19 protein-coding genes are annotated in these 24,955 nt (G+C 69.6%); 11 read left to right on the forward strand and 8 right to left on the reverse strand.

Annotated elements, in window-relative coordinates:
• Positions 1-42 precede the first annotated feature (42 nt).
• Complete coding sequence (locus ITJ66_RS15360; RefSeq protein ID WP_194645162.1) at positions 43-930, forward strand: DarT ssDNA thymidine ADP-ribosyltransferase family protein; 888 nt, start codon at positions 43-45, stop codon at positions 928-930.
• Between the two features lie 130 nt (positions 931-1,060).
• Here ITJ66_RS15360 and ITJ66_RS15365 read toward each other — a convergent pair whose 3' ends face one another.
• Genes ITJ66_RS15365 through ITJ66_RS15380 form a run of 4 tightly spaced genes read right to left on the reverse strand, consistent with a single transcriptional unit; the run spans position 1,061 to position 5,437 of the window.
• The gene (locus ITJ66_RS15365) at positions 1,061-2,110 is read right to left on the reverse strand and encodes a LacI family DNA-binding transcriptional regulator (RefSeq protein ID WP_194645163.1); all 1,050 of its coding nucleotides are present in this window, start codon (positions 2,108-2,110) and stop codon (positions 1,061-1,063) included.
• Between the two features lie 59 nt (positions 2,111-2,169).
• Positions 2,170-3,087 carry a sugar phosphate isomerase/epimerase gene (locus tag ITJ66_RS15370; protein WP_194645164.1) on the reverse strand — a complete coding sequence of 306 codons (918 nt, stop codon included), beginning with the start codon at positions 3,085-3,087 and terminating at the stop codon, positions 2,170-2,172.
• Entirely contained in the window at positions 3,084-4,271 is a 1,188-nt protein-coding gene (locus ITJ66_RS15375) for a dihydrodipicolinate synthase family protein (protein WP_194645165.1), read from the reverse strand. The genes ITJ66_RS15370 and ITJ66_RS15375 overlap by 4 nt, the downstream gene beginning before the upstream one ends.
• Complete coding sequence (locus tag ITJ66_RS15380) at positions 4,268-5,437, reverse strand: Gfo/Idh/MocA family protein (RefSeq protein WP_086475123.1); 1,170 nt, start codon at positions 5,435-5,437, stop codon at positions 4,268-4,270. Before ITJ66_RS15380 ends, ITJ66_RS15375 begins: the two co-directional genes overlap by 4 nt.
• Before the next feature lie 358 nt (positions 5,438-5,795).
• On the opposite strand from ITJ66_RS15380, the gene ITJ66_RS15385 reads away from it, so the two are divergent.
• From ITJ66_RS15385 to ITJ66_RS15415, 7 genes are all read left to right on the forward strand, one after another.
• Complete coding sequence (locus ITJ66_RS15385; RefSeq protein WP_370582677.1) at positions 5,796-6,752, forward strand: carbohydrate ABC transporter permease; 957 nt, start codon at positions 5,796-5,798, stop codon at positions 6,750-6,752.
• A complete protein-coding gene (locus ITJ66_RS15390; RefSeq protein ID WP_194645167.1) occupies positions 6,745-7,671 on the forward strand; it encodes a carbohydrate ABC transporter permease in 927 nt (308 codons plus the stop codon). Before ITJ66_RS15385 ends, ITJ66_RS15390 begins: the two co-directional genes overlap by 8 nt.
• Positions 7,672-7,788: 117 nt before the next feature.
• On the forward strand, positions 7,789-9,102 hold the full coding sequence (locus ITJ66_RS15395; protein ID WP_194645168.1) for an ABC transporter substrate-binding protein: 1,314 nt from the start codon (positions 7,789-7,791) through the stop codon (positions 9,100-9,102).
• 94 nt (positions 9,103-9,196) lie between these two features.
• Complete coding sequence (locus ITJ66_RS15400) at positions 9,197-10,207, forward strand: PmoA family protein (RefSeq protein ID WP_194645169.1); 1,011 nt, start codon at positions 9,197-9,199, stop codon at positions 10,205-10,207.
• A complete protein-coding gene (locus tag ITJ66_RS15405; RefSeq protein ID WP_194645170.1) occupies positions 10,204-11,565 on the forward strand; it encodes a Gfo/Idh/MocA family protein in 1,362 nt (453 codons plus the stop codon). Before ITJ66_RS15400 ends, ITJ66_RS15405 begins: the two co-directional genes overlap by 4 nt.
• A gap of 383 nt (positions 11,566-11,948) precedes the next feature.
• Complete coding sequence (locus ITJ66_RS15410; RefSeq protein WP_194645171.1) at positions 11,949-13,034, forward strand: acetylesterase; 1,086 nt, start codon at positions 11,949-11,951, stop codon at positions 13,032-13,034.
• Between the two features lie 1,732 nt (positions 13,035-14,766).
• A complete protein-coding gene (locus ITJ66_RS15415; protein ID WP_194645172.1) occupies positions 14,767-15,696 on the forward strand; it encodes a reverse transcriptase family protein in 930 nt (309 codons plus the stop codon).
• Between the two features lie 114 nt (positions 15,697-15,810).
• On the opposite strand, the gene ITJ66_RS15420 is transcribed toward ITJ66_RS15415, so the two are convergent.
• The 4 genes from ITJ66_RS15420 to ITJ66_RS15435 all read right to left on the reverse strand — a co-directional run bounded on the left by ITJ66_RS15420 (position 15,811) and on the right by ITJ66_RS15435 (position 20,591).
• On the reverse strand, positions 15,811-17,487 hold the full coding sequence (locus ITJ66_RS15420) for an aldehyde dehydrogenase (NADP(+)) (RefSeq protein ID WP_194645173.1): 1,677 nt from the start codon (positions 17,485-17,487) through the stop codon (positions 15,811-15,813).
• An 82-nt stretch (positions 17,488-17,569) separates the two neighbouring features.
• Entirely contained in the window at positions 17,570-18,664 is a 1,095-nt protein-coding gene (locus ITJ66_RS15425) for a mandelate racemase/muconate lactonizing enzyme family protein (RefSeq protein WP_137243862.1), read from the reverse strand.
• Between the two features lie 2 nt (positions 18,665-18,666).
• Positions 18,667-19,608, reverse strand: a complete 942-nt coding sequence (locus ITJ66_RS15430) for a 5-dehydro-4-deoxyglucarate dehydratase (protein WP_086474959.1) — start codon at positions 19,606-19,608, stop codon at positions 18,667-18,669.
• 14 nt (positions 19,609-19,622) lie between these two features.
• The gene (locus ITJ66_RS15435) at positions 19,623-20,591 is read right to left on the reverse strand and encodes an NAD(P)-dependent oxidoreductase (RefSeq protein WP_137243861.1); all 969 of its coding nucleotides are present in this window, start codon (positions 20,589-20,591) and stop codon (positions 19,623-19,625) included.
• A gap of 126 nt (positions 20,592-20,717) precedes the next feature.
• Here ITJ66_RS15435 and ITJ66_RS15440 point away from each other — a divergent pair, with 126 nt between their 5' ends.
• The 3 genes from ITJ66_RS15440 to ITJ66_RS15450 are packed head-to-tail and all read left to right on the forward strand — an operon-like array spanning position 20,718 to position 24,954.
• Complete coding sequence (locus ITJ66_RS15440; protein WP_194645174.1) at positions 20,718-22,748, forward strand: DUF6807 family protein; 2,031 nt, start codon at positions 20,718-20,720, stop codon at positions 22,746-22,748.
• The gene (locus ITJ66_RS15445) at positions 22,745-23,905 is read left to right on the forward strand and encodes a Gfo/Idh/MocA family protein (RefSeq protein WP_194645175.1); all 1,161 of its coding nucleotides are present in this window, start codon (positions 22,745-22,747) and stop codon (positions 23,903-23,905) included. The genes ITJ66_RS15440 and ITJ66_RS15445 overlap by 4 nt, the downstream gene beginning before the upstream one ends.
• The gene (locus ITJ66_RS15450) at positions 23,902-24,954 is read left to right on the forward strand and encodes a Xaa-Pro peptidase family protein (RefSeq protein ID WP_228501946.1); all 1,053 of its coding nucleotides are present in this window, start codon (positions 23,902-23,904) and stop codon (positions 24,952-24,954) included. Before ITJ66_RS15445 ends, ITJ66_RS15450 begins: the two co-directional genes overlap by 4 nt.
• Position 24,955 lies beyond the last annotated feature (1 nt).

Here is a 24,955-nt window from a genome sequence, read left to right on the forward strand (position 1 = left end):
CCCGCTCCTCGTGTCTCGGAGCCGGACTGCAGAAGGACTCTCTTGAGCGACGAATGCAAACACGGTTTCGACAACGGCCTCTGCGCGACCTGCTTCCCGCCGCCGCCCCGCGAGGTGCCGGTCGCTGAACCACCCGCTCCCAAGGTCCGTCGGTCGACGGTCGCTCCCTCGCTCCGCGAGCCGGCGCCGACCCGCGTGCGGACCGCGGCCACCACGAAGACGGTGACGAAGGCGGCGGCCGCCCTGCCCGTCGTGCGCGTCGGCGAGCAGCGGCTGTACCACGTCACCCACATTCGCAACCTCGAGCGCATCCTCGAGAGCGGCAGCATCCTGCCGGTGGCGTCACCGGCGCTTCCCGACGGGCCGGTCGTCGACATCGCCGCCGCGAGCCACCGCGAAGCGCGTCGCACGATGGTCCTCGCCGGCACCGACGACCTCACGCCGGCCGACTTCGTGCCGTTCTTCCTGACCCCGGACGCCGACCTCTGGGCGGGAATCCGCGCGGGTGAGCACGACGTCCGTCTGTCCGCCGAGGCGTTCGCGTCGTCGGTCAACGACTACGTCGTGCTCGTCACCACGATCGACGGCGCAGCCGTGCACCCGGGCGAGTTCGACGCCGACACCGGCCGGCCCTCCCGCGCGCGGGTCGTGGTCGCCGACGGTGACGCCTCCCATGTGCTCACGAGCATCGGCGCGAACGCGATGACCGCCGACCGCATGGTGCAGCGCTTCGCGACCGACGAAGATCCCGCGGCCCTCCGACGCGCCGAGGTGCTCGTCGCCGATGCCGTGCCGTTCGACCGCGTCACCGTGATCGGGGTCGCGACGGTCAACGTCCGCGAGCACGTCAAGCGACTCGTCGCGGGCGCCGGCCACCGCACCAAGGTCGCCGCCTACACCCCGTGGTTCCAGGAGCACGTCGCCGAGTAGGCGAAGCGTCACCGCGTTCACAATTCAGGACGCCTCCGGCGAGCCGACCTCACCTCCACACCGGTTGCGGGCGGCTCGCCGTGGCGTTCCTGAATTGCGAACAGGACAGGACAGGCCGGGACCGGACGGGTCAGGCGCGCGGCGGCGTGCTCTCGCGGAGGAGGACCGTCGCGCCGACGGGCTCCGTCGTCGTGGTGTCCGTCGCCGGGTCCAGCGCCAGCCGCACCGCGTGCTCACCGACCGCCTCGAGCGGCACGGCGACCGTGGTGAGCGCCGGGGTGACGTCGCGGGAGGTCGCGATGTCGTCGTAGCCGGCGACCGCGAGGTCCTCGGGAAGGCGGAGTCCGGCCGCGCGGAACGCCGACATTGCCCCGATCGCCATCACGTCGTTGACGGCGAAGACCAGGTCGACGTCGTCGAGTCCCAGCTGCAGGAGCTCGGCGGCACCCTGGCGCCCGCCGTCGCGGGTGAACTCGGCCCGGACGATCCTCGACGGATGGATCGCGATGCCGTGCTCGGCCAAGCCCTCGGCGAACCCGCTCACGCGCTCGCGGGAGGTGAGCAGGCGGTCGTCACCGGCGATGACGGCGAAGCGGCGGTACCCGGCACCGACGAGCTCCCGGGCCAGCTCGCGGGCACCGGTCGCGTTGCCGAGCTGCACCGTCGCGAACGGGAGCGTCCGCTGCGAGACGAGGACGACGCGTCCGCCTGTGGACTCGTAGGCCGCGAGCTCATCCGACAACCGGTGCTCCGACGCCACCCCGTCCCAGCGGCTGCCCGTCAGGATGATGGCGCGTGGCCGTTGCCCGCGGAGCACCCGCACGAGTTCGAGTTCGCGCTCGTGGTCGCGGTGCGTGACGGCCATGGTCGTGGCGATGCGCTGCTCGTCGGCCGCGCGGATGGCCCCGGCCGCGATGGACGAGAAGTACGGGTCGGCGATGTCGCTGACGAGGAGCGAGATCGTCGACGACAGGCCCTTCGCGACCGCCTGGGCCGACAGGTTCGGCGTGTAGTTCAGGCGGAGCGCGGCGTCGAGGACCCGCCGACGGAACGTCTCGTTGACCGTCCGGGTGCTCCCGTTGAGCGCACGGGACGCGGTGGCGAGGGAGACCCCCGCCTCGCGGGCGACGTCGTGCAGCGTCGGTGGGACCGGCGTCGACCGGTGCTCGTCGACCGACATGGCGCTCCTTCGTACTGGCGGCTGCTGAGACACACTCTGCCACAGGGCGGCCGCGGCGATCAGGGGTGGTGGATCGCGTCGTCGTCGTGGTCGAGGTGCGGGACGACCGTCGCCTGGAACGCGTCGACGGTGCGATCGACCACCTGCTGGAACGGGCTGTCCCAGATGTCCTGGTTGAAGAGCTCGACCTCGATGTCGCCCGTGTACCCCGCCGCCTCGACGGCACGGGTGAGCGAGCCGAAGTCGACGACGCCGTCGCCCGGATAGTGCCGGGAGAGGAGCACGTCCGCGGCGAGCGGTGTCGCCCAGTCGCACGCCTGGTAGCTGGAGATCCGACCGGTCACACCCGCGCGGGCGATCTGCTCGAGCACCTGCGGGTCCCACCAGATGTGGAAGGTGTCGACGACCACCCCGACGGCCTCCGGAGCGAACTGCTCCGCGATGTCGAGGGCCTGACCGAGCGTCGAGACGACCGCGCGGTCCGAGGCGTACATCGGATGCAGCGGCTCGATGGCGAGCTGCACGCCGGACTCGAGCGCGTGGTCGGTGAGCTCACCGATCGCGTCGCGGACGAGTTCGCGAGCGCCGAGGAGGTCACGGGACTCGGCCGGGAGGCCGCCGACCACGAGGACGAGGGCCGGGGCGCCCAGGGCGGCGGCCTCGTCGATCGCGGTCCGGTTGTCGTCGATCGACGTCCGGCGAGTCGGACCCTCGGGCATGGTGAAGAAGCCACCACGGCACAGGCTCGAGACGCGCAGACCGCTGTCCGTGAGGAGGCTCGCCGAGGCGGCGATGCCGTACTCCTGCACGGGCTCGCGCCAGGCGCCGAAGCTCGTGACGCCGGCCGCCGTGACGGCTGCGACCGCCTCCGGGAGTGTGGCGTACTTGATCGTGGCCTGGTTGACCGAGAGTCGCGGATGCGGCGTGGTGCGCCCCTCGACAGGCTCGGGGACCGGGGTGCGGGCGGTGGTGCTCATCGGGCTCCTCCCGCAGTGGTCAGCGCGCCGACGACGCCGGCCGTGCGCAGCAGGCCCGTCCAGCGCTCGGCGGCGAGCTCCGGATGTTCGAGCGCGCCGGCCGCGTCGGCCAGGCGCACGATCTCCGACAGGTGCGGCAGGCTCCGGGCCGCGTGCAAGCCGCCGACCATCGAGAACGCCGGCTGGTGGCCGTTCAACCAACTGAGGAAGGCGATACCCGTCTTGTAGTAGTAGGTCGGTGCGGCGAAGATCTGCCGCGACAGGGCCTCTGTCGGTCGGAGGATCCGCTCGTAGGAGGCTGGGTCGCCGGCGTCGAGCGCTTGGATCGCGGCGGACGCGGCCGGAGCGATCGCGGTGAACGCTCCGAGCAGGGCGTCGGAGTGTCCGACCGCGTCTCCGGCGATGAGGTCGACGTAGTTGAAGTCGTCCCCGGTGAACATCGTCGTGCCGGCCGGGAGGCGACGTCGGACGGCGATCTCCGCGTCGGCGTCGAGGAGGCTCATCTTGACCCCGGCGACGTGGTCGACGTGGTCGGTCATGATGCGCAGCAGGGTGTCCGAGGCCTCGGCGACGTCGCTTGCGCCGAAGTAGCCCTCGAGGCACGGGTCGAACGCCGTGCCGAGCCAGTGCAGGACCACGGGTGCCTGCGCCGCCGACAGGACCCGGTCGTAGACGCGACGGTAGTCGTCGGCGGACCGCGCGGCCCTCGCCAGGTGTCGGCTGGCCATGAGCACGGTCCCGGCGCCCGCGTCCTCGGCGAACGCGAGCTGTTCGAGGTAGGCGTCGGCGACCGCGTCGAGCGAGACGGTCTCGTCGGTGAGGTGGTCGGTGTTGACGCCGACGACGAGCGCGCCGCCGACGGAGGCGGCCTCGGCTGCGCTCCGGGTGATCAGCTCGCGCGTGGCGGCGGTGTCGAGCCCCATGTTCCGCTGGGCGGTGTCCATCGCGTCCGCGACGCCGAGGCCGTACGACCACACGTGGTGGCGGTAGGCGAGCGTCGCGTCCCAGTCGAGCTCGGCCGGCGCGCCCGGCACGTTGTCGCCCCAGGCCGTCGGGACGACGTGCGCCGCGGCGTAGGCGGTGCGGCTCGCCAGGGGAGTGGTCGGGCGCTCGGCCACGACGGGCTCGCGGAGCTCCAGCGCGGTGACCGCGCCGTCGGTCGAGAGCAGCGGGACGGACGTCATCGTGCGACCGAGGCCTCGAGCGACGCCAGCTCCTCGTCCGCGCCGGCGGTGTCGCCCGTGCTTCCGAGCGTCACCTCGGGCAGGTCGAGGCGGCGGCCGGTGCGCGAGCTCTCGAGGCCGAGCTCCGCGAGCAGGACGCCACGCGCGCCGGCGAGGAGGTCGTACTCGTAGGGGCCGTCCTCGACGACGTGGCGGAGGAACTCCTCCCACTGCGTCTTGAAGCCGTTCTCGAACACGTCGTTCGTCGGCACATCCTGCCAGTCGCCCGCGTAGTCGTGGTCGTCGGCGAGGTCGGGGTTCCACACCGGCTTCGGGGTGACGTTCCGCGGCTGCACCTTGCAACCGAAGAGACCGGCGACGGCGGAGCCATGCGTGCCGTCGACCTGGAACTGCACGAGCTCATCGCGGTCGACGCGGACCGTCCAGCTCGAGTTGAGCTGGGCGATCACGCCGCCCTCGAGCTCGAAGACCCCGTAGGCGGCGTCGTCGGCGGTGGCCGCGTAGGCCTCGCCCCGCTCGTCGAAGCGCTCCGGGATGTGCGTCGTCGCCTTCGCGTACACGGACTCGACCCGACCGAAGAGGTTCTCGAGCACGTAGCTCCAGTGCGGGAACATGTCGACGACGATGCCGCCGCCGTCCTCGGCGCGGTAGTTCCAGCTCGGGCGCTGCGCCGGCTGCCAGTCACCCTCGAACACCCAGTAGCCGAACTCGCCACGGACGGAGAGGATCCGACCGAAGAAGCCCGAGTCGATCAGGCGCTTGAGCTTGCGCAGCCCCGGCAGGTAGAGCTTGTCGTGCACGACGCCGTTCTTCACACCGGCCTCGGCGGCGAGGCGTGCGAGCTCCAGCGCCTCCTCGAAGGTCTCCGCCGTCGGCTTCTCGGTGTAGATGGTCTTGCCGGCGGCAATCGCCTTGCGCAGCGCGGTGGCGCGGGCCTTGGTGACGAGGAAGTCGGCGTAGATGTCCCAGCGAGGGTCGGCGAGGACCGCGTCGAGGTCGGTCGAGGTGTGCTCGATGCCGTGCCGCGCGGCGAGCTCGTCGAGGGTCACCTGGTTGCGGCCGACGAGGATCAACTCGATCTGGCGGCGGGTGCCGTCGGACAGCTGCACGCCGCCCTGCTCCTGGATGGCCAGCAGCGAGCGCACGAGGTGCTGCCGGTAGCCCATGCGCCCGGTGGCGCCGTTGACGATGATCCCGATGGTCTGCTCTGACACGGTGGCTCTTCCTCTGGTTCGTGTTCCGGTTCCGGCGGCCGCGGGCCAACCGGAAAGCGTTTACCGGGTCACTGTAGAACGGCGCGCGCGGTCAAGGCAAGCGTTCGAACCGATTCGGTCGCAGGTGATCACAGATCGGACACGGATGCGGATTGAATCGTTGCATCGTCCGACGGGGCCGTGATAGAACTTGATGCAGCTCAGCCGGGAAACGCTTTCCGGGAAGTCATCAACGACGATCGACAAGGAGGTCCGACGTGGTCCGTGCAACTCCAGGAGCGCCCAGGACGACACTCGCGAGGGGTGTTCGGTGAGCGCGCTCGGCGAGCTCCGCAAGCTCAGCGCCGGCAAACGCCCGCAGACGGCGGCCGAGAAGGCCTTCATCAAGAAGGACAACCGCCGCGACAACAAGGCCGCCTACCTGTTCCTCCTCCCGTGGCTCATCGGACTCGCCGTCATCACCGTCGGCCCGATGGTCGCCTCGCTCGCGCTGTCCTTCACGAAGTACAACCTGCTGCAGGCGCCCAAGTTCATCGGCCTCGACAACTTCATCCGCATGATGGGCGACGAGCGGCTCCACAACTCGCTCGGCGTCACCTTCGTGTACGTCTTCGTGTCGGTGCCGCTCCAACTCGCCGCGGCCCTGGCGCTGGCCGCCCTGCTCGACCGCGGTCTCCGCGGCCTCGCGATCTACCGGTCCGTGTACTACCTGCCGTCGCTCCTCGGCTCCTCCGTCGCCATCGCGGTGCTGTGGAAGCAGGTGTTCGGCGGCGAAGGCCTCGTGAACCAGTTCATCGCGATCTTCGGGATCGAGGGCCGCAGCTGGATCGCCGACCCGTCGACCGCCCTCTCGACCCTCATCACGCTCAACGTGTGGACCTTCGGCGCACCGATGGTGATCTTCCTCGCCGGTCTCCGCCAGATCCCCGTCATGTACTACGAGGCGGCGCAGATGGACGGCGCGACGAAGTGGCAGCGCTTCACCAAGATCACCCTGCCGCTGCTCACCCCGATCATCTTCTTCAACCTCGTGCTGCAGATCATCCATGCGTTCCAGGCCTTCACGCAGGCCTTCATCGTGTCGGGCGGAACGGGCGGCCCGGCCGACTCGACGCTGTTCTACACGCTGTACCTCTACAACCGCGGCTTCTCGAACTTCGACATGGGCTACGCCTCGGCCATGGCCTGGTTCCTGCTCCTCATCATCGGAGTCTTCACCGCGATCAACTTCTGGGCCTCGAAATACTGGGTGAACTACGATGACTGACACGCTGACCACACGGTCCATCACGACGGACAGCAAGAACCGCAGTCGCGAGGCCAAGCAGGCCGAACGCCAGTACCGCCGCGCTCGTGGCTGGTCGCCCTGGAAGTCGGTCCTGAAACACATCGGCCTCATCCTCGTCGGCTTCATCATGCTCTACCCGGTGATCTGGCTCGTCGTCTCCTCGCTCCGCCCGACGGAGGAGATCTTCCGGAACCCCGGCATCGTCCTCGACAGCTTCGAGGTGAGCAACTACAGCGAGGGCTGGAACACCCTCTCCGAGCCGTTCCACGTGTTCCTGCTGAACTCCGTGCTCATCGTCCTCGGGTGCATCGTCGGCAACCTCGTGTCCTGCTCGATGGCCGCCTACGCCTTCGCCCGGCTGAAGTTCAGCGGCAAGCGCTGGTGGTTCGCGGCGATGCTCATGACGCTCATGCTGCCGATCCACGTCATCATCGTGCCGCAGTACATCATGTTCTCCCAGCTCGGCTTCGTGAACACGTACCTGCCGCTGATCCTGCCGAAGATCCTCGCGACCGACGCGTTCTTCGTCTTCCTCATGGTGCAGTTCATCCGCGGCATCCCGAAGGAACTCGACGAGGCGGCACGCATCGACGGTTGCGGTCACGCCCGCATCTTCGGGGTCATCATCCTGCCGCTCATGGTGCCGGCGCTCGCGACGACCGCCATCTTCACCTTCATCTGGACCTGGAACGACTTCTTCAGTCAGCTCCTGTACCTGACGAAACCGGAGATGTACACGGTGCCGCTCGCCCTGCGGGCGTTCATGGACGCGCAATCCTCCACCTCATGGGGGCCGATGTTCGCCATGAGTGTCGTCTCGCTCCTGCCGATCTTCCTCGTCTTCCTGTTCGGTCAGCGGTTCCTGTTGAAGGGCATCGCGACGACCGGCGGCAAGTGAGGCCCGACCCACCGACCAGCACCACCGCAGCACCCGCACCAGACCACCAGCACCAGACCCAGCACCACCGGATCCAGCAGCTCCGGATCCGGATCGATCGATTCGAAAGGGAACAGCATGAGCATCAGCAAGCACGGCAGAGCCGCCGGCTTCATCGCAACGGGAGCCGTCGCGGCCCTCCTCCTCGCCGGCTGCAGCGCCGGGGGCGACGCCGCCACCGAACTGTCCGACGAGCCCGTCACCCTCCGCTTCACCTGGTGGGGCAACGACGCCCGCACGGCGGCCACCCAGGAGGTCATCGCGGCCTTCGAGAAGAAGTATCCGAACATCACCATCGAGCCGCAGTTCACGGACTGGGCCGGCTACTGGGACAAGCTCGCCACCGAGACGGCGGCGAACGACACCCCCGACATCATCCAGATGGACGAGAAGTACATCGCCACCTACGGCGACCGGGGTGCGCTCCTCGACCTGAACACGGTCACCGACCAGCTCGACCTCGGCGACTTCCCCAAGGAGACGCTGACGTCCGGCACGGTCAACGACTCGCTCTACGGCGTCCCCTCGGGCATCACGAGCTACTCCTTCGTCGTGAACCCCGACCTGCTCGCCTCGGCCGGTATCGAGATGCCCGACGACGAGACCTGGACGTGGGACGACTTCACCGAGCTCAGCGAGCAGGTCTCGGCAGCCGGTGGCGGATCGATCTACGGCTTCCAGCCCTTCGGCTTCGAGGACGGTGGCCTGAACAACTGGGCCCGTCAGCACGGCGACGAGCTGTACAACGACAAGGGCGAGGTGTCCATCAAGCCGGAGACCCTGTCCTCCTGGTGGACCTACCTCCTCGACCTCGTGAACGCGGGAGCGACGCCGTCGCCCTCCGCGATCATCGAGAAGCAGGCCGGTGGGCTCGCCGAGTCCTTCACCGCGACCAACTCGGCTGCGTTCGCCCCCTGGTGGAACAGCCAGCTGACGGCCCTGACCGAGGCGAGCGGTTCGCCGCTCGAGCTCCTGCGGGTGCCGACGGTGGACGGCGGCGCCGATGGTTCCGCGTACTACAAGCCGTCGATGTACTGGTCGGCGTCCGCCCGGACCGAGCACCCTGCCGAGGCGGCGCTGTTCATCGACTTCCTCGCCAACAGCGAGACCGCGGCCGACTCGCTCCTCACCGAGCGCGGCGTCCCGGCCAACACGAAGATCCGCGAGTACATCACGCCGAAGCTGGCGGAGACCGACCAGGCGGTCGTCGAGTTCCTCGACGGGCTCGCCGACGACATCGGTGAGCCGCCGACCGTCACGCCCGCCGGTGGCAGTGCGATCGAGGCGCTCGTGAAGCAGTACACCGAGCAGGTCCTCTTCGGGAAGAACACGCCCGACCAGGCCGCCGAAGGGTTCATCAAGGACCTCAAGGCCGCGGTCGCAGCCGGCTGACCCGCCACAGCCCCTCGACCGGCTCGGTGAACGACGTCCGTTCCCCGAGCCGGTCGACCGGCAGCTCCATCACCGCTTCATCCGAGGGGATCCCGTGACGACCGAACACCGCCCCCGTCCGACCGGTCTCGCGCTGACGCACGAGATCAGTTCGGCCATCACCGTCCACCTCGACGGGACCGACATCCTGCGGTACACCTACCGTCCGGACACGGTCCAGCGCGAGTCGCCGAAGCCGTACCTGCACCCCGTGCGGACGGCTGGTGGCGCACTCGTCACCCTGGCCAGACCGCACGACCACGTCTGGCACACCGGTATCGCGTGGGCCCTCCCGCACGTCGGCGACGACAACTTCTGGGGCGGCCCGACCTTCACCGGGACCGCCTACGAACAACTCGCGAACAACGGCCGCTCCGAGCACGTCGCGGTCACGGACGTCCGTGCCGACCCGGGCGAGGTGCGGTTCGAGCATACGCTCGCGTGGACCGCGGAGGACGGTCGGCACGTCCTCGACGAGGAGCGCGCGCTCGCGGTGCGACCGGCCGCCGGCGACTGGACGCTGACCTTCGAGACCCGGATGCGCAACGTCTCCGGCCGGGACCTGTCCATCGGGTCGCCCACGACGAAGGGGCGGGAGAACGCCGGCTACGGCGGGCTCTTCTGGCGCGGCCCACGATCCTTCACCGGAGGCACCGTCCACACCCCTGACGGGAGCGGCGGCGAGGAACTCCGCGGCACCCGCCACGCGTGGATGGGGTTCACCGGCCTCCACGACGGAACGGCCGCGGCGTCGAGCATCGTCATCGTCGACGACGTGCGGAACCCGGCGCACCCGCCGCAATGGTTCGCGCGCACCGAGGAGTTCGCCGGTCTCTGTCCGGCCCCGTTCTTCAGCGAGGAGCTGCCGTTCGGCGCCGACGAGACCCTCGCGTTCCGCTACGCCGTCGTCGTCGCCGACGGTCCAGCCGGGGATGGCCGGGCCGCTGCGCTCGCCGCATCCGGTCGAGACGCGCTCGAACGGTCGCGTTCGGGCCGTGCCGACCACCACGACAGCGCGCCCATCACCACGCCCGCCGCACCGACCCGGAAGGACCCACGCGCATGACCACGACCCGCGAACGCTACGCCCTCATCGGCACCGGACACCGCTCGCAGATGTACCTCGACGCCATCACCGGCCCGCACGCCGACGTCGCCGAGCTCGTCGCCTGGAGCGACAGCAACCCCGGCCGGCTCGACCACTACGAGACGGTCCTCGCCGGGCAGGGTGTCCCGCTGCCGGCTCGATACGGCCCGGAGGACGTCGAGCGGCTCATCGCCGAGCAACGCGTCGACCGGGTGATCGTGACGACCCCCGACTTCACGCACGCCGAGATCGTCTCGCGCGCGCTCCTCGCCGGTGCCGACGTCGTCGTCGAGAAGCCACTCACCATCGACCGCGAGGGCGTCGAGCGCATCGCGGCGGCCGTCGCCGAGAGCGGCCGGAACGTCGTGACGACCTTCAACTACCGCTACAGCCCGCGGAACTCGGAGCTGCGCCGCATCGTGCAGGACGGCGGGATCGGACGGGTGACGAGCGTGCACTTCGAGTGGGTGCTCGACACCGTGCACGGCGCCGATTACTTCCGTCGCTGGCACCGTGAGAAGGAGCACTCCGGCGGGCTCCTCATCCACAAGGCGTCGCACCACTTCGACCTCGTCAACTGGTGGATCGGGGCTCGGCCGGCCTCCGTCTACGCCACCGGCGGGCTCCGCTTCTACGGTGACGCCAACGCGGCCGAGCGCGGGCTCGCGGCGCGTCCGGGGCGTGGATCGGTACCGGACGACGCCGAGGCGGCGGCTCGTGGTCGCTCGACCGACCCGTTCGCCCTCGACCTGCGTGACGACCCGCGGCTCGAGTCGCTCTACCTGCGGGCCGAGCAGCACGACGGGTACCTGCGCGACCGCGACGTCTTCTCGCCCGGGATCGACATCGAGGACAACCTGTCCGTCCTCGTCGAGTACGACGGCGGCGCCTCGCTCAGCTACTCCCTGAACGCCCACGCGCCGTGGGAGGGGTATCGCGTCGCCGTCAACGGGACGGAGGGCCGGGTCGAGCTCGAGGTCGTGGAGCGCGCCGCCGTGCTCGTCGGGTCCGACGGGCGCGTCGTCCTCGACCCGAGCCTGAGCGGCGACGGCGCGACCGCGGACGGCGCTGCGTCCGTCGCACCGGTGCGCTCGCGCGGGGAACGCCTCGTGCTGCAACGCCACTGGGAGGAGGCCCGCGAGATCGAGATCCCCGAGGGCGTCGGCGGACACGGCGGCGGCGACGCGTTCCTGCTGCGGCACCTCTTCGACCGCGTCACCGAGGACGAACTGGGACGGCCCGCCGGCTACGACGACGGCGTGCGGGCGATCTCGGTCGGCATCGCCGGGAACGAGTCGCTGCTGACCGGGCGTCCGGTCGCGACGATCGCGCCGTGAGCTCCGGCCCGGATGCCGGCGCCGGCGCTGACTCGGACGTCGGGTCGACCCCGGCGAGTGAGCCGGTGACCGAGCCCGCCCAGATCACCGAGTCTGTTCCGGTCGCTCAGTCTGTTCCGGCCGCTGAGTCTGTTCCGGTCGCCGAGCCTGTCGATGTTCGGTCCCGGACAATGTCGGTCCCGGCCCCGGATGCTGCCTTGCGGGACGGTCCCGTATCGGTCGGCGTCCCGGTCGTTGGCCACGTCCCGGTCACCGAGTTAGTCGAGGTGCGGTCCCGACCGGTCACACCTCCACCTGCGCGCGACCCCGGTCTGCGGGCGCTCGCAGCTCGCTTCCGCGCATCCCCGCACCAGAGCAACCAGGGCGACCGGTCGCTCGGCGCCATGCGCACGCGCCTCGCCGAGGTCCTCGGTGTCCTGCCGCGACCGGCGCAGCCCGAGCCGCGCCAGGAGCTCGGCAGCTGGACCCGCGACGGCGTCGACGGGGTCGAACTCCGCTGGTCGACCGGGTTCGGCGCGCCGACGTCGGCGTGGCTCCTGCGGCCGGCCGGCGAGACGGGCGCGCTCCCGGGCGCGCTTGCGCTGCACGACCACGGTGGGTTCACGCGCGTCGGGCGGGAGAAACTCGCGGACGGACCTGATAGCGTCCCTGCCACGACGTCCGTCGCGCGCGAGGAGTTGCAGGCGTTCCGCGACCGCTGCTACGGAGGCCGCGCCGTCGCGTCCGATCTCGCGCGCGACGGGTTCGCCGTGCTCGTGCACGATGCGTTCGGGTGGGGATCCCGGCGGATCCTGGACGAGGCCGTCGCCGAACGCTTCCATCGGACCGTCGACCTGCAGCTCGCCGGTCGTCGGGCCGCGTCGGTGCAGCGCGGGGAGCAGGCCACAGCGGTGTCGCCCGGGCAGCGGTCCGAGCTCCTCGCGGCGGCCAACGAGCCGCAGCTCGCGAAGGAGCTGGGCGTCCTGGGCACCTCGCTCGCCGGACTCGTCCTCCGCGACGACCTCATCGCGCTCGACCAGCTGGCGGCCGCGCCCGGAGTCCGTTCCGGAGCCGTCGCGTGCTTCGGCCTCTCCGGTGGTGGTGCCCGGGCTGTTCTGCTCGCAGCCATGGACGACCGGATCCGCGCTGCCGGCGTGGTCGCGATGATGTCGACGTTCGACGGTGTGCTCGACGGGCATGCCGATCAGCACTCGTGGTCGTTCCTTTCACCAGGACTGTCACGTGTCGGTGACTGGCCGGAGCTCGCATCCCTGCGCCCCTGGCTGCCGCTGCTCGTCCAGTATGCCGAGCGCGACGAACTCTTCGAGCCGGCCGGCATGCGTGATGCGCACACGATCCTCACGGAGCGGTACCGGTCCGGTGGCGAGCGCTCGGCCTACACGGGCACCTTCCACGACGAACCGCACAGCTGGTCCGCGCCGATGCAGGCCGAGCTGCGCGCCTGGCTCATAAAGGAGTGGCCTGCGTGACAATGGACTTGCTGGATCAAGCTCGACTGCACTGTACGGTTCAGAGGAACGGTACCGACCCGGCCGACAGGGGCTGCCAGTGGCGCAGTCGGACTGACGATCAAGATTTGTAGGGCTCTTTGAACAATGCACAGTTGAGGCCGTCAGAGACGACGGCCGGGCGAGAGTGGCTGAGTGCATTCCGCGATGCCGAGCAACCGACGGCGCAATTGCTACTCGACAGCTTGGAGATTCATGATCACGTAAAGGCGATGCACAGCATTGCTGATCGAATCGAGAAGGCTGTTTCGGCGGAGGGTCACCGATCGCCGGCAGTCCTCGTCCCTATTCGTTCGATGGAAGACCTGCCTCCTCTCGTACGAGTGAGTGACCACGTCGCCTACGAGACGTTTCAGCCGGGGGCCGACCTCCCAGTCTTGCCAGGCAGTGAAGCAGATATTGGAGGATTGGTCCGCGATCTGGTTCAATCCAGTCCAAAGTACCTCGACCCCTCGCACGGTATTGATCATCTGAGACTGGCCAAAGCGCGTACCCTCTATCTCTTAGCGGACTATGCGGGCAGCGGAACACAGGCATTGCGCTATCTGGAGACCTTTCGTCGCAATACCACTATCGCAAGTTGGGTATCGTACGGATACCTCGAGATTAGAGTGCTTGTATATGCGGCTAGTTTGGAAAGCGCTGATCGGATCCGTGAGAAGCGAGGAGTGCGATTTGAGTTCTGCGTCGATGCGAAGTCATCTTTGTCGACGGATTGGAGTAACGATCAACGCACCGCAATTGAGGCGTTCTGCAGACACCACTGGGATCCTAGCCTTCCAGGGAAGCCCCTAGGATATGGCGACAGTTTTGGTTTGCACTTGACGAACATGCGGGTTCCAAACAATCTACCGCAGGTCTTGATTCGTGGCGGCGGAGTTTTGCCTGGAATATTCGCGAACAGGCGAGTGCCAGAGCCTCTTGTTAGTGAGCTGCGTGAGTATGTGCCGACGCCCTCCCTTGAGCGCACCCTCAGGAACCTCGGTGCTGAGGATATCGCAGACATACTTGAAAGTAGCACGCGACCAGTAAAGGGACTGCGAGCACTGTCTGCCCTATACCTGCTCGAATACGGGCTAGACATTGATCGAATACGTAGCCTCCTCGGTCTGGATGAACCAGGAATGCGGAGGTTGTGCACCACCTTAATTGCGCTCGGCTGTATTGACATGGATTGGCGTCTCACTCCTCGCGGTCGTACCGAGTTGGGTCAGGCAAGATTTCGAGGCGGCCGCGCTGACCGCTACCGGCACGAGCGGTTTTCTGCGATAGACTACCTACCAACTCAGCTGAGGTGAGTGTTGTATGGAACCTAGTGTTGAAGCCTGGCTAATTGCTTAGGCTCGGGCGTCGAGAGGCGTCGGGTTGTGACAATTCACAATCGGCGGCCAAGCTATCGATTCGGCGGTGATGGTGGGGCCTCGCCCCCCGAAGCCTCGAAGGGCGAGGCCCCACCATCCCCCTCCGGGGGAGAATCAGGGTAGGTCAAGTGAGCACTCACCTCCGCTGGGCTGTGGCTCGTAACTCCGGACGAGACGTGCCTACTGCGGATTCGATCGTAAGGTACACCGAACGCATGCGGCGTTCTGGTGCACCTGTGATCTATTCGCTGCGACATCTATCGCTGATTACGAACGTCAGCTACGGGTTCTTGCGAGGAGTCGTCCGTCGGACTGCGCCAGCGTACCGGACGGTGAGAATCCCCAAGAACACCGGTGGACATCGAACGTTGCATGCTCCGGCGGATTCCTTGCGCATTGTGCAGAGGTGGATCCTACATGAGATACTTCATGTTATCGATCGCCATGAAAACAACTACGCATACTTCCCGCAGGTGACTGTTAAGGAATGTGCTTCGAGACATATCGGCGCTTCCTGGATGATTAAAACGGACATTCACAATTACTTTCCGTCTGTATCGGCTAGATCGGTATATGGAGTTTTCCTGGGGCTTGGATACGCGCCCCTCGTCGCGTATGAACTGAGTCGTCTCTGCACCTGGCCCATCGGTGGACCGGACCTGTCTCATCTGGCCACACTTGAGCCGCCGACGGATTCAGATTTGGTGTATCCGAGCCTGTGGTCTGAAGCTCTGCCGCAAGGCGCGCCGACTAGTGGCGCGCTTGCGAATGCTTGCACGCGTGAGATGGATGCCCGCCTGTCGAGTTTCGCCATTAAAAATCGTCTCGTATACACTCGATACTCTGACGACATGGTCTTCTCTGGCATTGGGTCTTTTAGTCGATCTTTGATTAGCGAGCTAATGACCGAAGTTCGTAAGATCGTTGTCTCTAATGGGTTCGCGCTGCATTTAAAGAAGACGCGCGTTGTTTCTCCTGGATCGCGAAAGATTGTGCTTGGTTTATTAGTGCAAGAGGAGTCGATTGCACTATTGCCTGAGCATCGACGAATGATTGATCTGTACATACATGCCACTAGCCGATATGGTCCGGTCGGCTATGCTGGCGTTCGAAAGTTTGAGTCGGTTATTTCGTTCATAAATCATGTCGAAGGCTGGCTCTCTTACTCTTCTCATATTGATGAAGAATGGACTAGGGAGCGTTCAGTGCGGTGGCGTGCGGCCCTCGATAAACATCAGGTCTACGTTGATTCGCTCGGATAGAGCTTGATCGGTCTGGTAATGGTGTTGCGTGCTCCCGTGCGGGATCTCATGGGGAGAGCGTGCGCCAACGTGGTAGCCGCAGGCTGGCGAGTGCTGCCGTGGCGCGCCTTTCCACTATGAAACGGAGGTGGGGAGCTCCAGGACGCCGTCGACGCGGCGGGGGAGACGGAGCGGGTTCGCTTCGTGCAGGGCCTCGGGGAGCACGCGCTCGGGTGCGTCCTGGTAGACGATCGGGCGCTGGAAGCGGCGCACCGCCGACGCACCCACCGAGGTGTGGAGCGAGGTGGTCGCCGGCCACGGTCCTCCATGGTGCTGCGCCCAGCCCACAGCGACACCCGTCGGCCAGCCACCGAAGAGCACCCGGCCGGCGATCGGCTCGAGCCGCGACACGAGACCGGCGATCTCCTCACCGGGCGCCGCGTGCACGGTCGCGGTGAGCGCGCCACCGACCTCGGCCAGGACCGCGTGCAGCTCGGCGTCGTCCGCGACCTCGATGACGAGCGTCGCCGGCCCGAAGATCTCCTCGAGCAGGACGTCGGGCGCGTCGAGGACCGTCGCGGCGGTGGTCGCGAGGACGGCCGGAACGCCGGAATCCGCAGCCGCCGTCTCGCCGCCGAGGAGCGTCCGCACCCCGGGATGGCCGGCGGCGCGAGCGGTACCCGCGGCATAGGCCTGGGCGATGCCCGGCGTCAGCATGCGCCCGGCGACGGTGTCCGCCGCGGCCTGCGCGACGAGCTCAGCGAACCCGCTGCCGCTCGGCACGAGCACGAGACCGGGGTTCGTGCAGAACTGCCCCACGCCGAGGGTGAACGACGCCGCCAGCCCGCGAGCGAGGTCACCCGCGGCCTCGCCCTGCAGTGCGGCCTCGGTGATGACGACCGGGTTCGTGCTGCCGAGCTCGCCGTAGAACGGGATCGGGGCCGGCCGCTGCGATGCGAGGTCGAACAGGGCGCGCCCGCCGGTGAGTGAGCCGGTGAACCCGACCGCGGTGATCACCGGGTGCTGCACGAGGGCGGTGCCCTGCTCACGACCCTCGACGAGCGCGAACGTTCCGTCCGGGGCACCCGCCGTGTGCAACGCCTCGGTGACGATCGCCGCGGTCAGTCGCGAGAGCCGCGGGTGGGCGGAGTGCGCCTTCACGACCACCGGACATCCGGCCGCCAGCGCCGACGCCGTGTCGCCGCCGGCCACCGAGAACGCGAACGGGAAGTTCGACGCGCTGAAGACCGCCACCGGCCCCGTCGGCCGAAGCATCCGTCGCAGCTCCGGCTTGGGCGGGGTGGCGGAGGCCTCGGCGTGGTCGATGACGACCTCGAGGAAGGCACCGTCGCGGAGGACGGCGGCGAACAGCCGCAGCTGGCCCGTCGTCCGCGCGACCTCGCCTGTGAGGCGCGCGGTCCCGAGGTGGGACTCCTCGTCGGCCAGGGCGACGAGCTCGTCGACCCGTCCGTCGAGGGCATCGGCGACGGCCTCGAGCCAGGCGGCGCGCGTTGAGGGCGCGGCGGAGGCGAGCTCGGAGGACGCCGCGGCTGCCGCCGCGGCGACCTCGTCGACGGTCGGAACGGCGGCACGTCCCGCGCCGGACGCGGCGTCGCCAGTGTGACCTGCGGGCGTGACGGTGTCGCCGCCGAGGCCCACGCTGCTGCTGCTGCTGCTGCTGCTGCTGCCGCCGCCGTTGCCGCTGCCGTCGGTGTGGTCGATACGGCCGCCGACGCGGTCCGAGTCGTCGGTGCGCGCCCTGGCGGGGGTGGTGCGGTCGATCGAGCCAGTGCTGTGGTCGGTGTCGTGCATGGTGGTGACTCCTCGAAGGATGCGGGTACGGCTGGTGATGGTCGGGGCGTGTGGCCGGCTGGCAGGCGGCCGGGCGGACGGGTCAGCCCGCGACGGGAGTGGGCTCGGCGACACGGTCGCGGATGACGAAGCCGAGGCCGGGTCGCTGCTCGACCTGCACCAGGCCCCCGGCGATGGTGACCGGCCCGGGCGGGTCGATGGCGCCGATCGCCACGAAGCCCGCGTCCTCGACGTCCTCGACCTCGGTGACCTGCGGGAGGGTGAGGGCGAGCTGACCGGAGAGGTCGGGGAGCAGGTGCGGGGCGAGCGTCAGCCCGGCGTCGTCGATGAGCGCGGCGATCGCGAGGAAGGGGGTGATGCCGCCGACGCGCACCACGTTCGGCTGCAGGACGTCGGCGACGCCACGGTCGACGAGGTCGCGGAACCGGTGGATCGTGTGCACGTTCTCGCCCAGAGCGATCGGGATGTCGGTCGCCTGACGCAGCCGTTCGTACCCCGCGGTGTCGTCGGAGCGCAGCGGCTCCTCGATCCACGCCGGGTCGACGACGCCGAGCCGTTCCAGGGACGAGACCGCTTGGTCGACGTCCCAGCGCTGGTTCGCGTCGATCATGAGCCGGCGGTCCGGTCCGAGCAGTTCGCGCACCATCGTCACCCGGTCGACGTCCTCGGCGAGGTCGGGCTTGCCGACCTTGATCTTGACGGCGTCGTAGCCCGCCGCGATCCACCGTTCGACCTGCGCTGCGAGCGAGGCGGCGTCGAGGTGGAGGTTCACGCCGCTGCCGTACGCCCGGACCGTGTCGCGTCGACGGCCGAGGAGGTCGGGGAGACCGAGACCGGCCCGTCGCCCACGGAGGTCCCAGAGCGCGGTGTCGAGCCCGGCGAGCGCGATCGTGGTGATCCCGCCACCCCCGGCCTCGTGCAGATGCGCCCACAGCCGCGGCCACAGCGCTTCGGGGTCGGTCGTCGCTCCGAGGGCGGCGGCCGTGATGTCGTCGTCGAGCAGCGCCCGGACGGCCGTGGCCCCGATCGTCGGCGTCCACGTGAAGCCCGAGCCGGTCGCCCCCTCGTCATCGACGACGTCCACGCGGATGAGATGCAGCCACGGCGCCTCGGGCACCCAGGGGCGTGGCATGGCGAACCGGCCGAGCGAGGTGGTGATGGAGGCGATCCGGGTCATCGTCAGCGCCCTGCGGCCAGCGTCGCGTGCTCGGCGACGAGGTCTGCGCCGGTCGCGAGGAGTGCCTCCAGGCGGTCGGTCTGCTCGGGGGTCGGATCGACGAAGGGCGACCGCACGGAACCGACCGGCAGGCCTCCGAGCCGGACCCCGGCCTTGATGAGCGACACGGCGAAGCCGGGGGTCTCGTCGCGGAGGGCGACCAGCGGTCGGTAGAACTCGCGGAGCAGGCGTTCGCGGAGCGGCTCGTCATGCTCGGTGTACGCGCGGTAGAACAGCGTCGCGAGCTCCGGCAGCATGGCGAAGACGGCCGAGGAGTAGAGCGGGATGCCGATGCCGCGGTAGGCGGCCTGCGTGAGCTCGGCGGTGAGGAGGCCGTTGAAGAAGGCGAAGTCGTCTCGTCCCTCCTCGTGCACCGCCAGCACGATGTCCTGGGCGGCCGCGACGTCGCCGACGCCGTCCTTGAAGCCGACGACCTGCGGGTTGCGGGCGAGGTGGCGCATCGTCGCCGTCGTGTACCGGGCGTTGTTCCGGTGGTAGACGATCGCCGGGAGACTCGTCGCCGAGAGGACGTCCTCGACGTACGCCTGCAGCCCGGCCGCCGGCCCGGAGACGAGGTACGGCGGCATGAGCAGGATCGCGTCGGCGCCCGCCTCTTCGGCCGCCACGGCGAGCTCCTTGGCGGTCGCCACGCCTCCTCCGGCGCCACCGATGACCGGGACGGCGCCGTCGACGACCTCGACGGTCCGCTGGACGACGCGGGCGGCCTCCGACGGCGACATCGCGTGCAGCTCGCCGGTGCCGCAGGCGGGGAACACCCCTCCCGGGCGGTGTTCGAGTCGCGACTCGAGGTGGGTGCCGAGGAGCCCCAGGTCGACCTCGCCCGCGGCGTCGAAGGGGGTGATCGGGAAGTACAGGACGCCGTCGAAGGCGAGCGGTGCTGGCATGGTGGAGGTCCTCGTCATCGTGGGGCTGGGGCTGGAACAGGAGTGGTGGCCGGCCGGCCGGTGTCGGCGGCGAGCAGGTCGGTGAGGCGGGCCGCCTCGGCAGGGCTGAGTGCGGATCGCCAGTCGTGCTCCGGGCGCCACCCGAGGTGGGCGGTGGCCTTCGCGCTGCTGAAGGCGGCGGCTCGGTCGACGAGTCCGTCGGCGAACCCGGCGGTGCTCGGGACCTGCGCGGGCAGCAGGGTGGACAGGGGTGCGAGCGCCAGGGCGTCGTCGGCGCCGACGAAGTACACCTCGCCGGAGTGTCGGGCTTCGGCACGATCGATCCAGGCGGCGACGAACCGGCCGGCGTCACGCGCATCCACGTAGTTGTAGAGGGAGACGGCCGCGAGTGCGGGATCGGCGAGCCGGTCGACGATGGTGTGCCCCTGCTGCGTCGGCGCGCCCTCCCACTCCTCCGGGGAGACGACGAAGCACGGCCGGAACGCACCGGTGATGACGGCGTCACCGTGGGCTCGGGCCAGCATCGCGACCGTCGACTCGATCGCGACCTTCGACAGTGCGTAGGCGTTCCACGGGGCGACCCGGTGCTCCTCGGTGATGGGGAGCGCCTCGGGCGTCCACCCGTGCGGGGCGCCGTAGCCGATGACGGTCGGGCTGCTCGCGGCCAGCAGCCTGGTCGCCCCGGCGGCGATCCCGGCGGTGAGGGCGGTGAAGGCGAGCGTCTGGTTGGTCGCCAGGATGACGTGCTCCGGCGCGCTGAACGGCACCGCGATCGCCGCCAGGTGCACGACGGCGTCGGGCCGCAGGGTGGCGAAGAGCTCATGGGTGGCGTCGTGGTCGAGGAGGTCGGCGGTCCGGCCCTCGACGCCGGGGAGTCCGGGGTCGGTCCGATCGACGGAGACGACCTCGTGGCCTGCTTCGGCGAGGGCGCTCGCGACGCTCCGCCCGAGTCGTCCTGCGCCGCCGGTGACGATGATGCGCATCGGTGTCCTCTCTGACCACGTCCGGGTCGACCAGGCCGACCGCACCAAATGGGAAACCGGTTTCTCGAAGTGAGCCTATAGGATGATTGAGGACGGCACCACCCGTGACGAGTTGAACGAGGACGTATGAGCAACCGGTTCCCCAGTGCTGGACCGACACCGACGATCTCCGACGTCGCCGAGCAAGCGGGCGTCTCGAAGGCCACCGTGTCGCGTGTGCTCAACGGCAAGGCGACCGTCGACGCGACGATCGCCGACCGCGTCCTCGCCGCGGTCGACGCCCTCGGCTACCGGCCGAGCATGCTGGCCCGAAGCCTGTCGCTCGGCCGCACGAACACCATCGGGGTCGTCGTGCCCGACCTCGAGAACCCGATGTTCCAGGAGATCCTGCGCGGGGTCACCCGGGCCGCGGCGACCGACGGCTACCGCGTCCTCGTGACCGACACCGAGGAGGACCCGGCAGACGAGGCTGCGGCGGCCCGCGAAGCCCGTCGTCGCTGCGACGCGATCGTCCTCTGCTCACCCCGCCTGGCCGAACCGGAGCTTCGAGCGCTGCTCGCCGAACTGCACCCGGTCGTGCTCGTCAACCGTGAGCTCGCCGACTCGCCCGTGCCGTCGGTGTCCATCGACTACGCCAGCGGCATGGAGCAGGTGCTCGCCGAGCTGCACGCACTCGGGCACCGGCGCATCCTGTACCTCGCCGGGCCCGCCGCGAGTCAGGGCGATCGCCTCCGACGGGTCGGCATCGCCCGCGCACGCTCGGACCACGACGACCTCTCGGTCGACATCGTGCCGGCCGGTTCCGCGCTGGTGGACGGCGCGGCGGTCGTCGACAGCGTGCTGCAGCACGACGCGACCGCCGTCGTCGCCTTCAACGACCTCGTCGCCCTCGGGCTCGTCTCGGCGCTCCGCGGTGCCGGTGTGTCCGTCCCCTCGGCGCTCAGTGTGGTCGGCTTCGACGACATCCCGTTCGCGGCGTTCGCGGTGCCGGCGCTCAGTACGGTGTCCGTCCCGCGACGCGAGCTCGGCGCCGAGGCGTGGACCAGACTGCGCGACACCATCGGCGGCGCGGAGGGTGGACACCCGCTCGTCTTCCGACCGCGGTTCGTCGCCCGGGAGAGCACCGCCGCCCGCCCGGCCGCGAGTCCACCGGTCTGGCACGGAACCGAGCAGCACCCCATCTCACCGGAGCTGACCGCCCGGCTCGGCGACCGCGAGGTCCTCGTCCTCCACGACGGCAGCGGCCTCGAACCGACTGACGCCCCGCGACCGTTCGCACACCCCGTCACGTCGCTCGGCGGGACCGTCGTCACGGAGTCCGCTCCCGACGACCACCCCCACCATGTCGGTCTCTCGATGGCCGTCGCCGATGTCGACGGTGTCTCCTACTGGGGCGGTCGCACCTACGTCGCCGGGCAGGGGTCGACGATGCTCGACAACCACGGTGTCCAGCGCGTCACCGAGACCGTGGTGGACGCCGGTGTGCTGCGTCAGTCCCTCGACTGGGTCGGGCGCGACGGGACGACGGAGCTGCGGGAGTCGCGCACCACGGTCGTCGAGGAAGTCGCTGTGCCCGTACCCGGCGTCGGGAGCGGGAGGTCGGCGCTCCGCGTCGCGGTCTCCAGCGTCCTCCAGACGACAGGATCGACGGTGACGATCGGATCGCCGGCAACGAACGGCCGCGAAGGCGCCGGATACGGCGGATGGTTCTGGCGGCTGCCCGCAGACGCCCACCGGTCCGTCCTCAGCGCGGACGGATCAGGGGAGTCGACCGCGCACGGCTCGCGTGCGGCGTGGGTCGCCTTCGTCCTCGAGGCCGACGGGAGCGCCGACCCGGATGCGAGCGACACCACCGAGCCCGCCCCGACGCCGGCTCGACGCCCCACCACGGTCCTGTTCCGACAGCCCGCAGCGAACGCCTTCCCCTGGTTCCTCCGCGCGGCCGAGTACCCGGGTGTCGGGGTCTCGCTCGCCGCCACCAGCCGCACCACCATCACCGCCGACACCCCGCTCGTCACCGGTCTGGAGGCGGTCGTCGTCGACGGCACCCTGGACGCGGAGCAGGCGGACGCCATCCACCGGACGCTCCTCACCGCCGAGGAACGCCGCACCGAACCGCGCAGTACTGAACCGCGCAGCACAGGGAGTGACGCATGACCAGCACCGACCACCCGACCGCCCCGACCGTCGTGGTCGTCGGGATCCACGGACATGGCGCCAGTCACGTGGCGGCAGCCAGGGCGCTCGCCGCGACCGGCGCGATCCGCCTCGTCGGACTCGTCGACCGGACCTTCACCGAGGAGGACCGCGCAGCCGGGGACGCACCGCTCCGCGACTCGCTCGAGGAGTGCTTCGCCGCCGGGCGGGTGGACGTGGTCATCCTCTCGACCCCGATCCACACGCACCTGGACCTCGCCGTCGCCGCACTCGAGCACGGCGCCGACGTCCTGCTCGAGAAGCCGCCGGTCACCTCGAACGACGAACTCGACCGGCTGCAGGCCACCGCCGCCCGCACCGGTGGGCTCGTCCAGGTCGGGTTCCAGAGCCTCGGATCGCACGCGATCGGCGAGATCGCGGCCATCGTCGACAGCGGGGAGATCGGGGCCGTGACAGCACTCGAGGCGAGGGGCACCTGGGTCCGCACCGTCGGGTACTGGACGCGTGCCGCGTGGTCGGGCAGGCGCACGCTCGACGGCACACCCGTCGTGGACGGTGTCGTCACCAACCCCTTCGCGCACGCGGTCCAGACCATGCTCCGGCTCGGCGGCACGACCGACCGCGCGGCGATCGCCACCATCGACCTCGATCAGTACCGGGCGAACGACATCGAGGCGGACGACACCTCGGTCGTCCGCATCACCCCACAGCGCGGTCCGATCATGACCGCGGCGCTCACCCTGTGCGCGCAGAAGACGACCGATCCGGTGGTCACGGTCCACGGGGAGCTCGGCTCGATCCGGTTCCACTACACGCGCGACGAGGTCGAGGTGGTCGTCGACGGCGTCACCCTGCGACGCTGGACGACGGGCCGGACCGACCTGCTCCCCGACCTCCTCCGCGCGCGCGAGGCGGTCCGGGCGGGTGAGGACGCCGCACTCGTCAGCTCCCTGGCCGACGCGTCCGCCTTCACCGCCGTCCTCGACGCGGTCCGGTCGGCCCCAGCGCCGCGCCGCATCCCCGCTGATCTCGTCGAGTGGCTCGGGACGGGCGACGAGCGCCGCCCGGTCATCCCGAGGATCGAGGAGCTCGTCGCGGAAGCGGCCGCCACCGGCAGCACCTTCGCCGAGCTCGGGACCGAGTGGGCCCGGCGATGAACGACGAGCGGCCCGGGCCGGATGAGGGCGACCGCCGGCGCAAGCACGCCCGACTCGTGTCGCTCCTGGAAGCCCGCGGAGCCGGCACGATCGTGCTGCGGTCCGCCGCCGCGGTCAGCTGGTACCTCGACGGCTCGCGCGTCCATGTGAGCCTCGCGGCTGACCCGATCGTCGCGGTCGTGGTCTCGCCGGACGACGCATGGCTCGTCGCGACGTCGAACGAGGTGGACCGGCTGCAGGCCGAGGAGCTGCCCGACATCCGGGTTCGGACGGTGCCGTGGCACACGCCGATCGACACGGTGTTGCCGAGTGGGGACGGGGTGCTCCAGGAGGCCGACGTCACTGCCGAGCTGCGCGCCGCACGTGCGTCGCTCCTCCCGGCCGAACTCGCGCGCTTCCGTTCGCTCGGGCGGGAGACGACGTCGGCGCTCGAGACGCTCGTCGACGGGCTCGACCCTGCCTGGACGGAACGCGCCGTCGCCGCAGACCTCGCCGGGCGTCTCGTCGCAGCCGGGATCGACCCGCTCGTCCTCCTCGTCGCCGGGGAGAGCAGACTCGCCCACCGACACCCGCTGCCGACCGGGGGGCGACTCGGTTCCCGGGCAATGCTCGTCGCCTGCGGCCGCCGCGACGGGCTCATCGTGAACCTCACGCGGTGGTTCGACGAGGGCGGCACCCCGGCTGAGCCGTTCGCCACGGACATGCAGCGCATCCGGGCCGTCGAACGCGCCTACCTCGACGCCACCGTGCCGGGCGCCTCGCTCGCCGACATCCTCGGAACAGGGAGCGCGGCCTACGCCGAGCAGGGCTTCGACGCCGACGAGTGGACGAAGCACCATCAGGGCGGTGCGGCCGGCTACGCGGGACGTGACCCGCGCGCCACGCCCGAGGCGACCGACGTCGTCCAGCCATGGCAGGCCTTCGCCTGGAACCCGACCGCACCCGGCGTGAAGGTCGAGGACACCGTCGTGGTCACGCCCGACGGCGTCGAGGTGCTGACCACGAGCACGGCCTCGACCCACCCGACCCCGTCCACCGTGGGAGGCTGAA

The organism is Plantibacter sp. VKM Ac-2885, from assembly GCF_015351205.1.
GTDB classification, from domain to species: Bacteria; Actinomycetota; Actinomycetes; order Actinomycetales; family Microbacteriaceae; genus Plantibacter; species Plantibacter auratus.

Bases quoted from the DNA above. Each gene is read 5' to 3' on its own strand.
- ITJ66_RS15365 (WP_194645163.1), bottom strand. From the start codon at position 2,110: ATGTCGGTCGACGAGCACCGGTCGACGCCGGTCCCACCGACGCTGCAC.
- ITJ66_RS15370 (WP_194645164.1), bottom strand. From the start codon at position 3,087: ATGAGCACCACCGCCCGCACCCCGGTCCCCGAGCCTGTCGAGGGGCGC.
- ITJ66_RS15375 (WP_194645165.1), bottom strand. From the start codon at position 4,271: ATGACGTCCGTCCCGCTGCTCTCGACCGACGGCGCGGTCACCGCGCTG.
- ITJ66_RS15380 (WP_086475123.1), bottom strand. From the start codon at position 5,437: ATGGGCTACCGGCAGCACCTCGTGCGCTCGCTGCTGGCCATCCAGGAG.
- ITJ66_RS15390 (WP_194645167.1), top strand. From the start codon at position 6,745: ATGACTGACACGCTGACCACACGGTCCATCACGACGGACAGCAAGAAC.
- ITJ66_RS15395 (WP_194645168.1), top strand. From the start codon at position 7,789: ATGAGCATCAGCAAGCACGGCAGAGCCGCCGGCTTCATCGCAACGGGA.
- ITJ66_RS15405 (WP_194645170.1), top strand. From the start codon at position 10,204: ATGACCACGACCCGCGAACGCTACGCCCTCATCGGCACCGGACACCGC.
- ITJ66_RS15410 (WP_194645171.1), top strand. From the start codon at position 11,949: ATGCGCACGCGCCTCGCCGAGGTCCTCGGTGTCCTGCCGCGACCGGCG.
- ITJ66_RS15420 (WP_194645173.1), bottom strand. From the start codon at position 17,487: ATGCACGACACCGACCACAGCACTGGCTCGATCGACCGCACCACCCCC.
- ITJ66_RS15425 (WP_137243862.1), bottom strand. From the start codon at position 18,664: ATGACCCGGATCGCCTCCATCACCACCTCGCTCGGCCGGTTCGCCATG.
- ITJ66_RS15430 (WP_086474959.1), bottom strand. From the start codon at position 19,608: ATGCCAGCACCGCTCGCCTTCGACGGCGTCCTGTACTTCCCGATCACC.
- ITJ66_RS15435 (WP_137243861.1), bottom strand. From the start codon at position 20,591: ATGCGCATCATCGTCACCGGCGGCGCAGGACGACTCGGGCGGAGCGTC.
- ITJ66_RS15440 (WP_194645174.1), top strand. From the start codon at position 20,718: ATGAGCAACCGGTTCCCCAGTGCTGGACCGACACCGACGATCTCCGAC.
- ITJ66_RS15445 (WP_194645175.1), top strand. From the start codon at position 22,745: ATGACCAGCACCGACCACCCGACCGCCCCGACCGTCGTGGTCGTCGGG.
- ITJ66_RS15450 (WP_228501946.1), top strand. From the start codon at position 23,902: ATGAACGACGAGCGGCCCGGGCCGGATGAGGGCGACCGCCGGCGCAAG.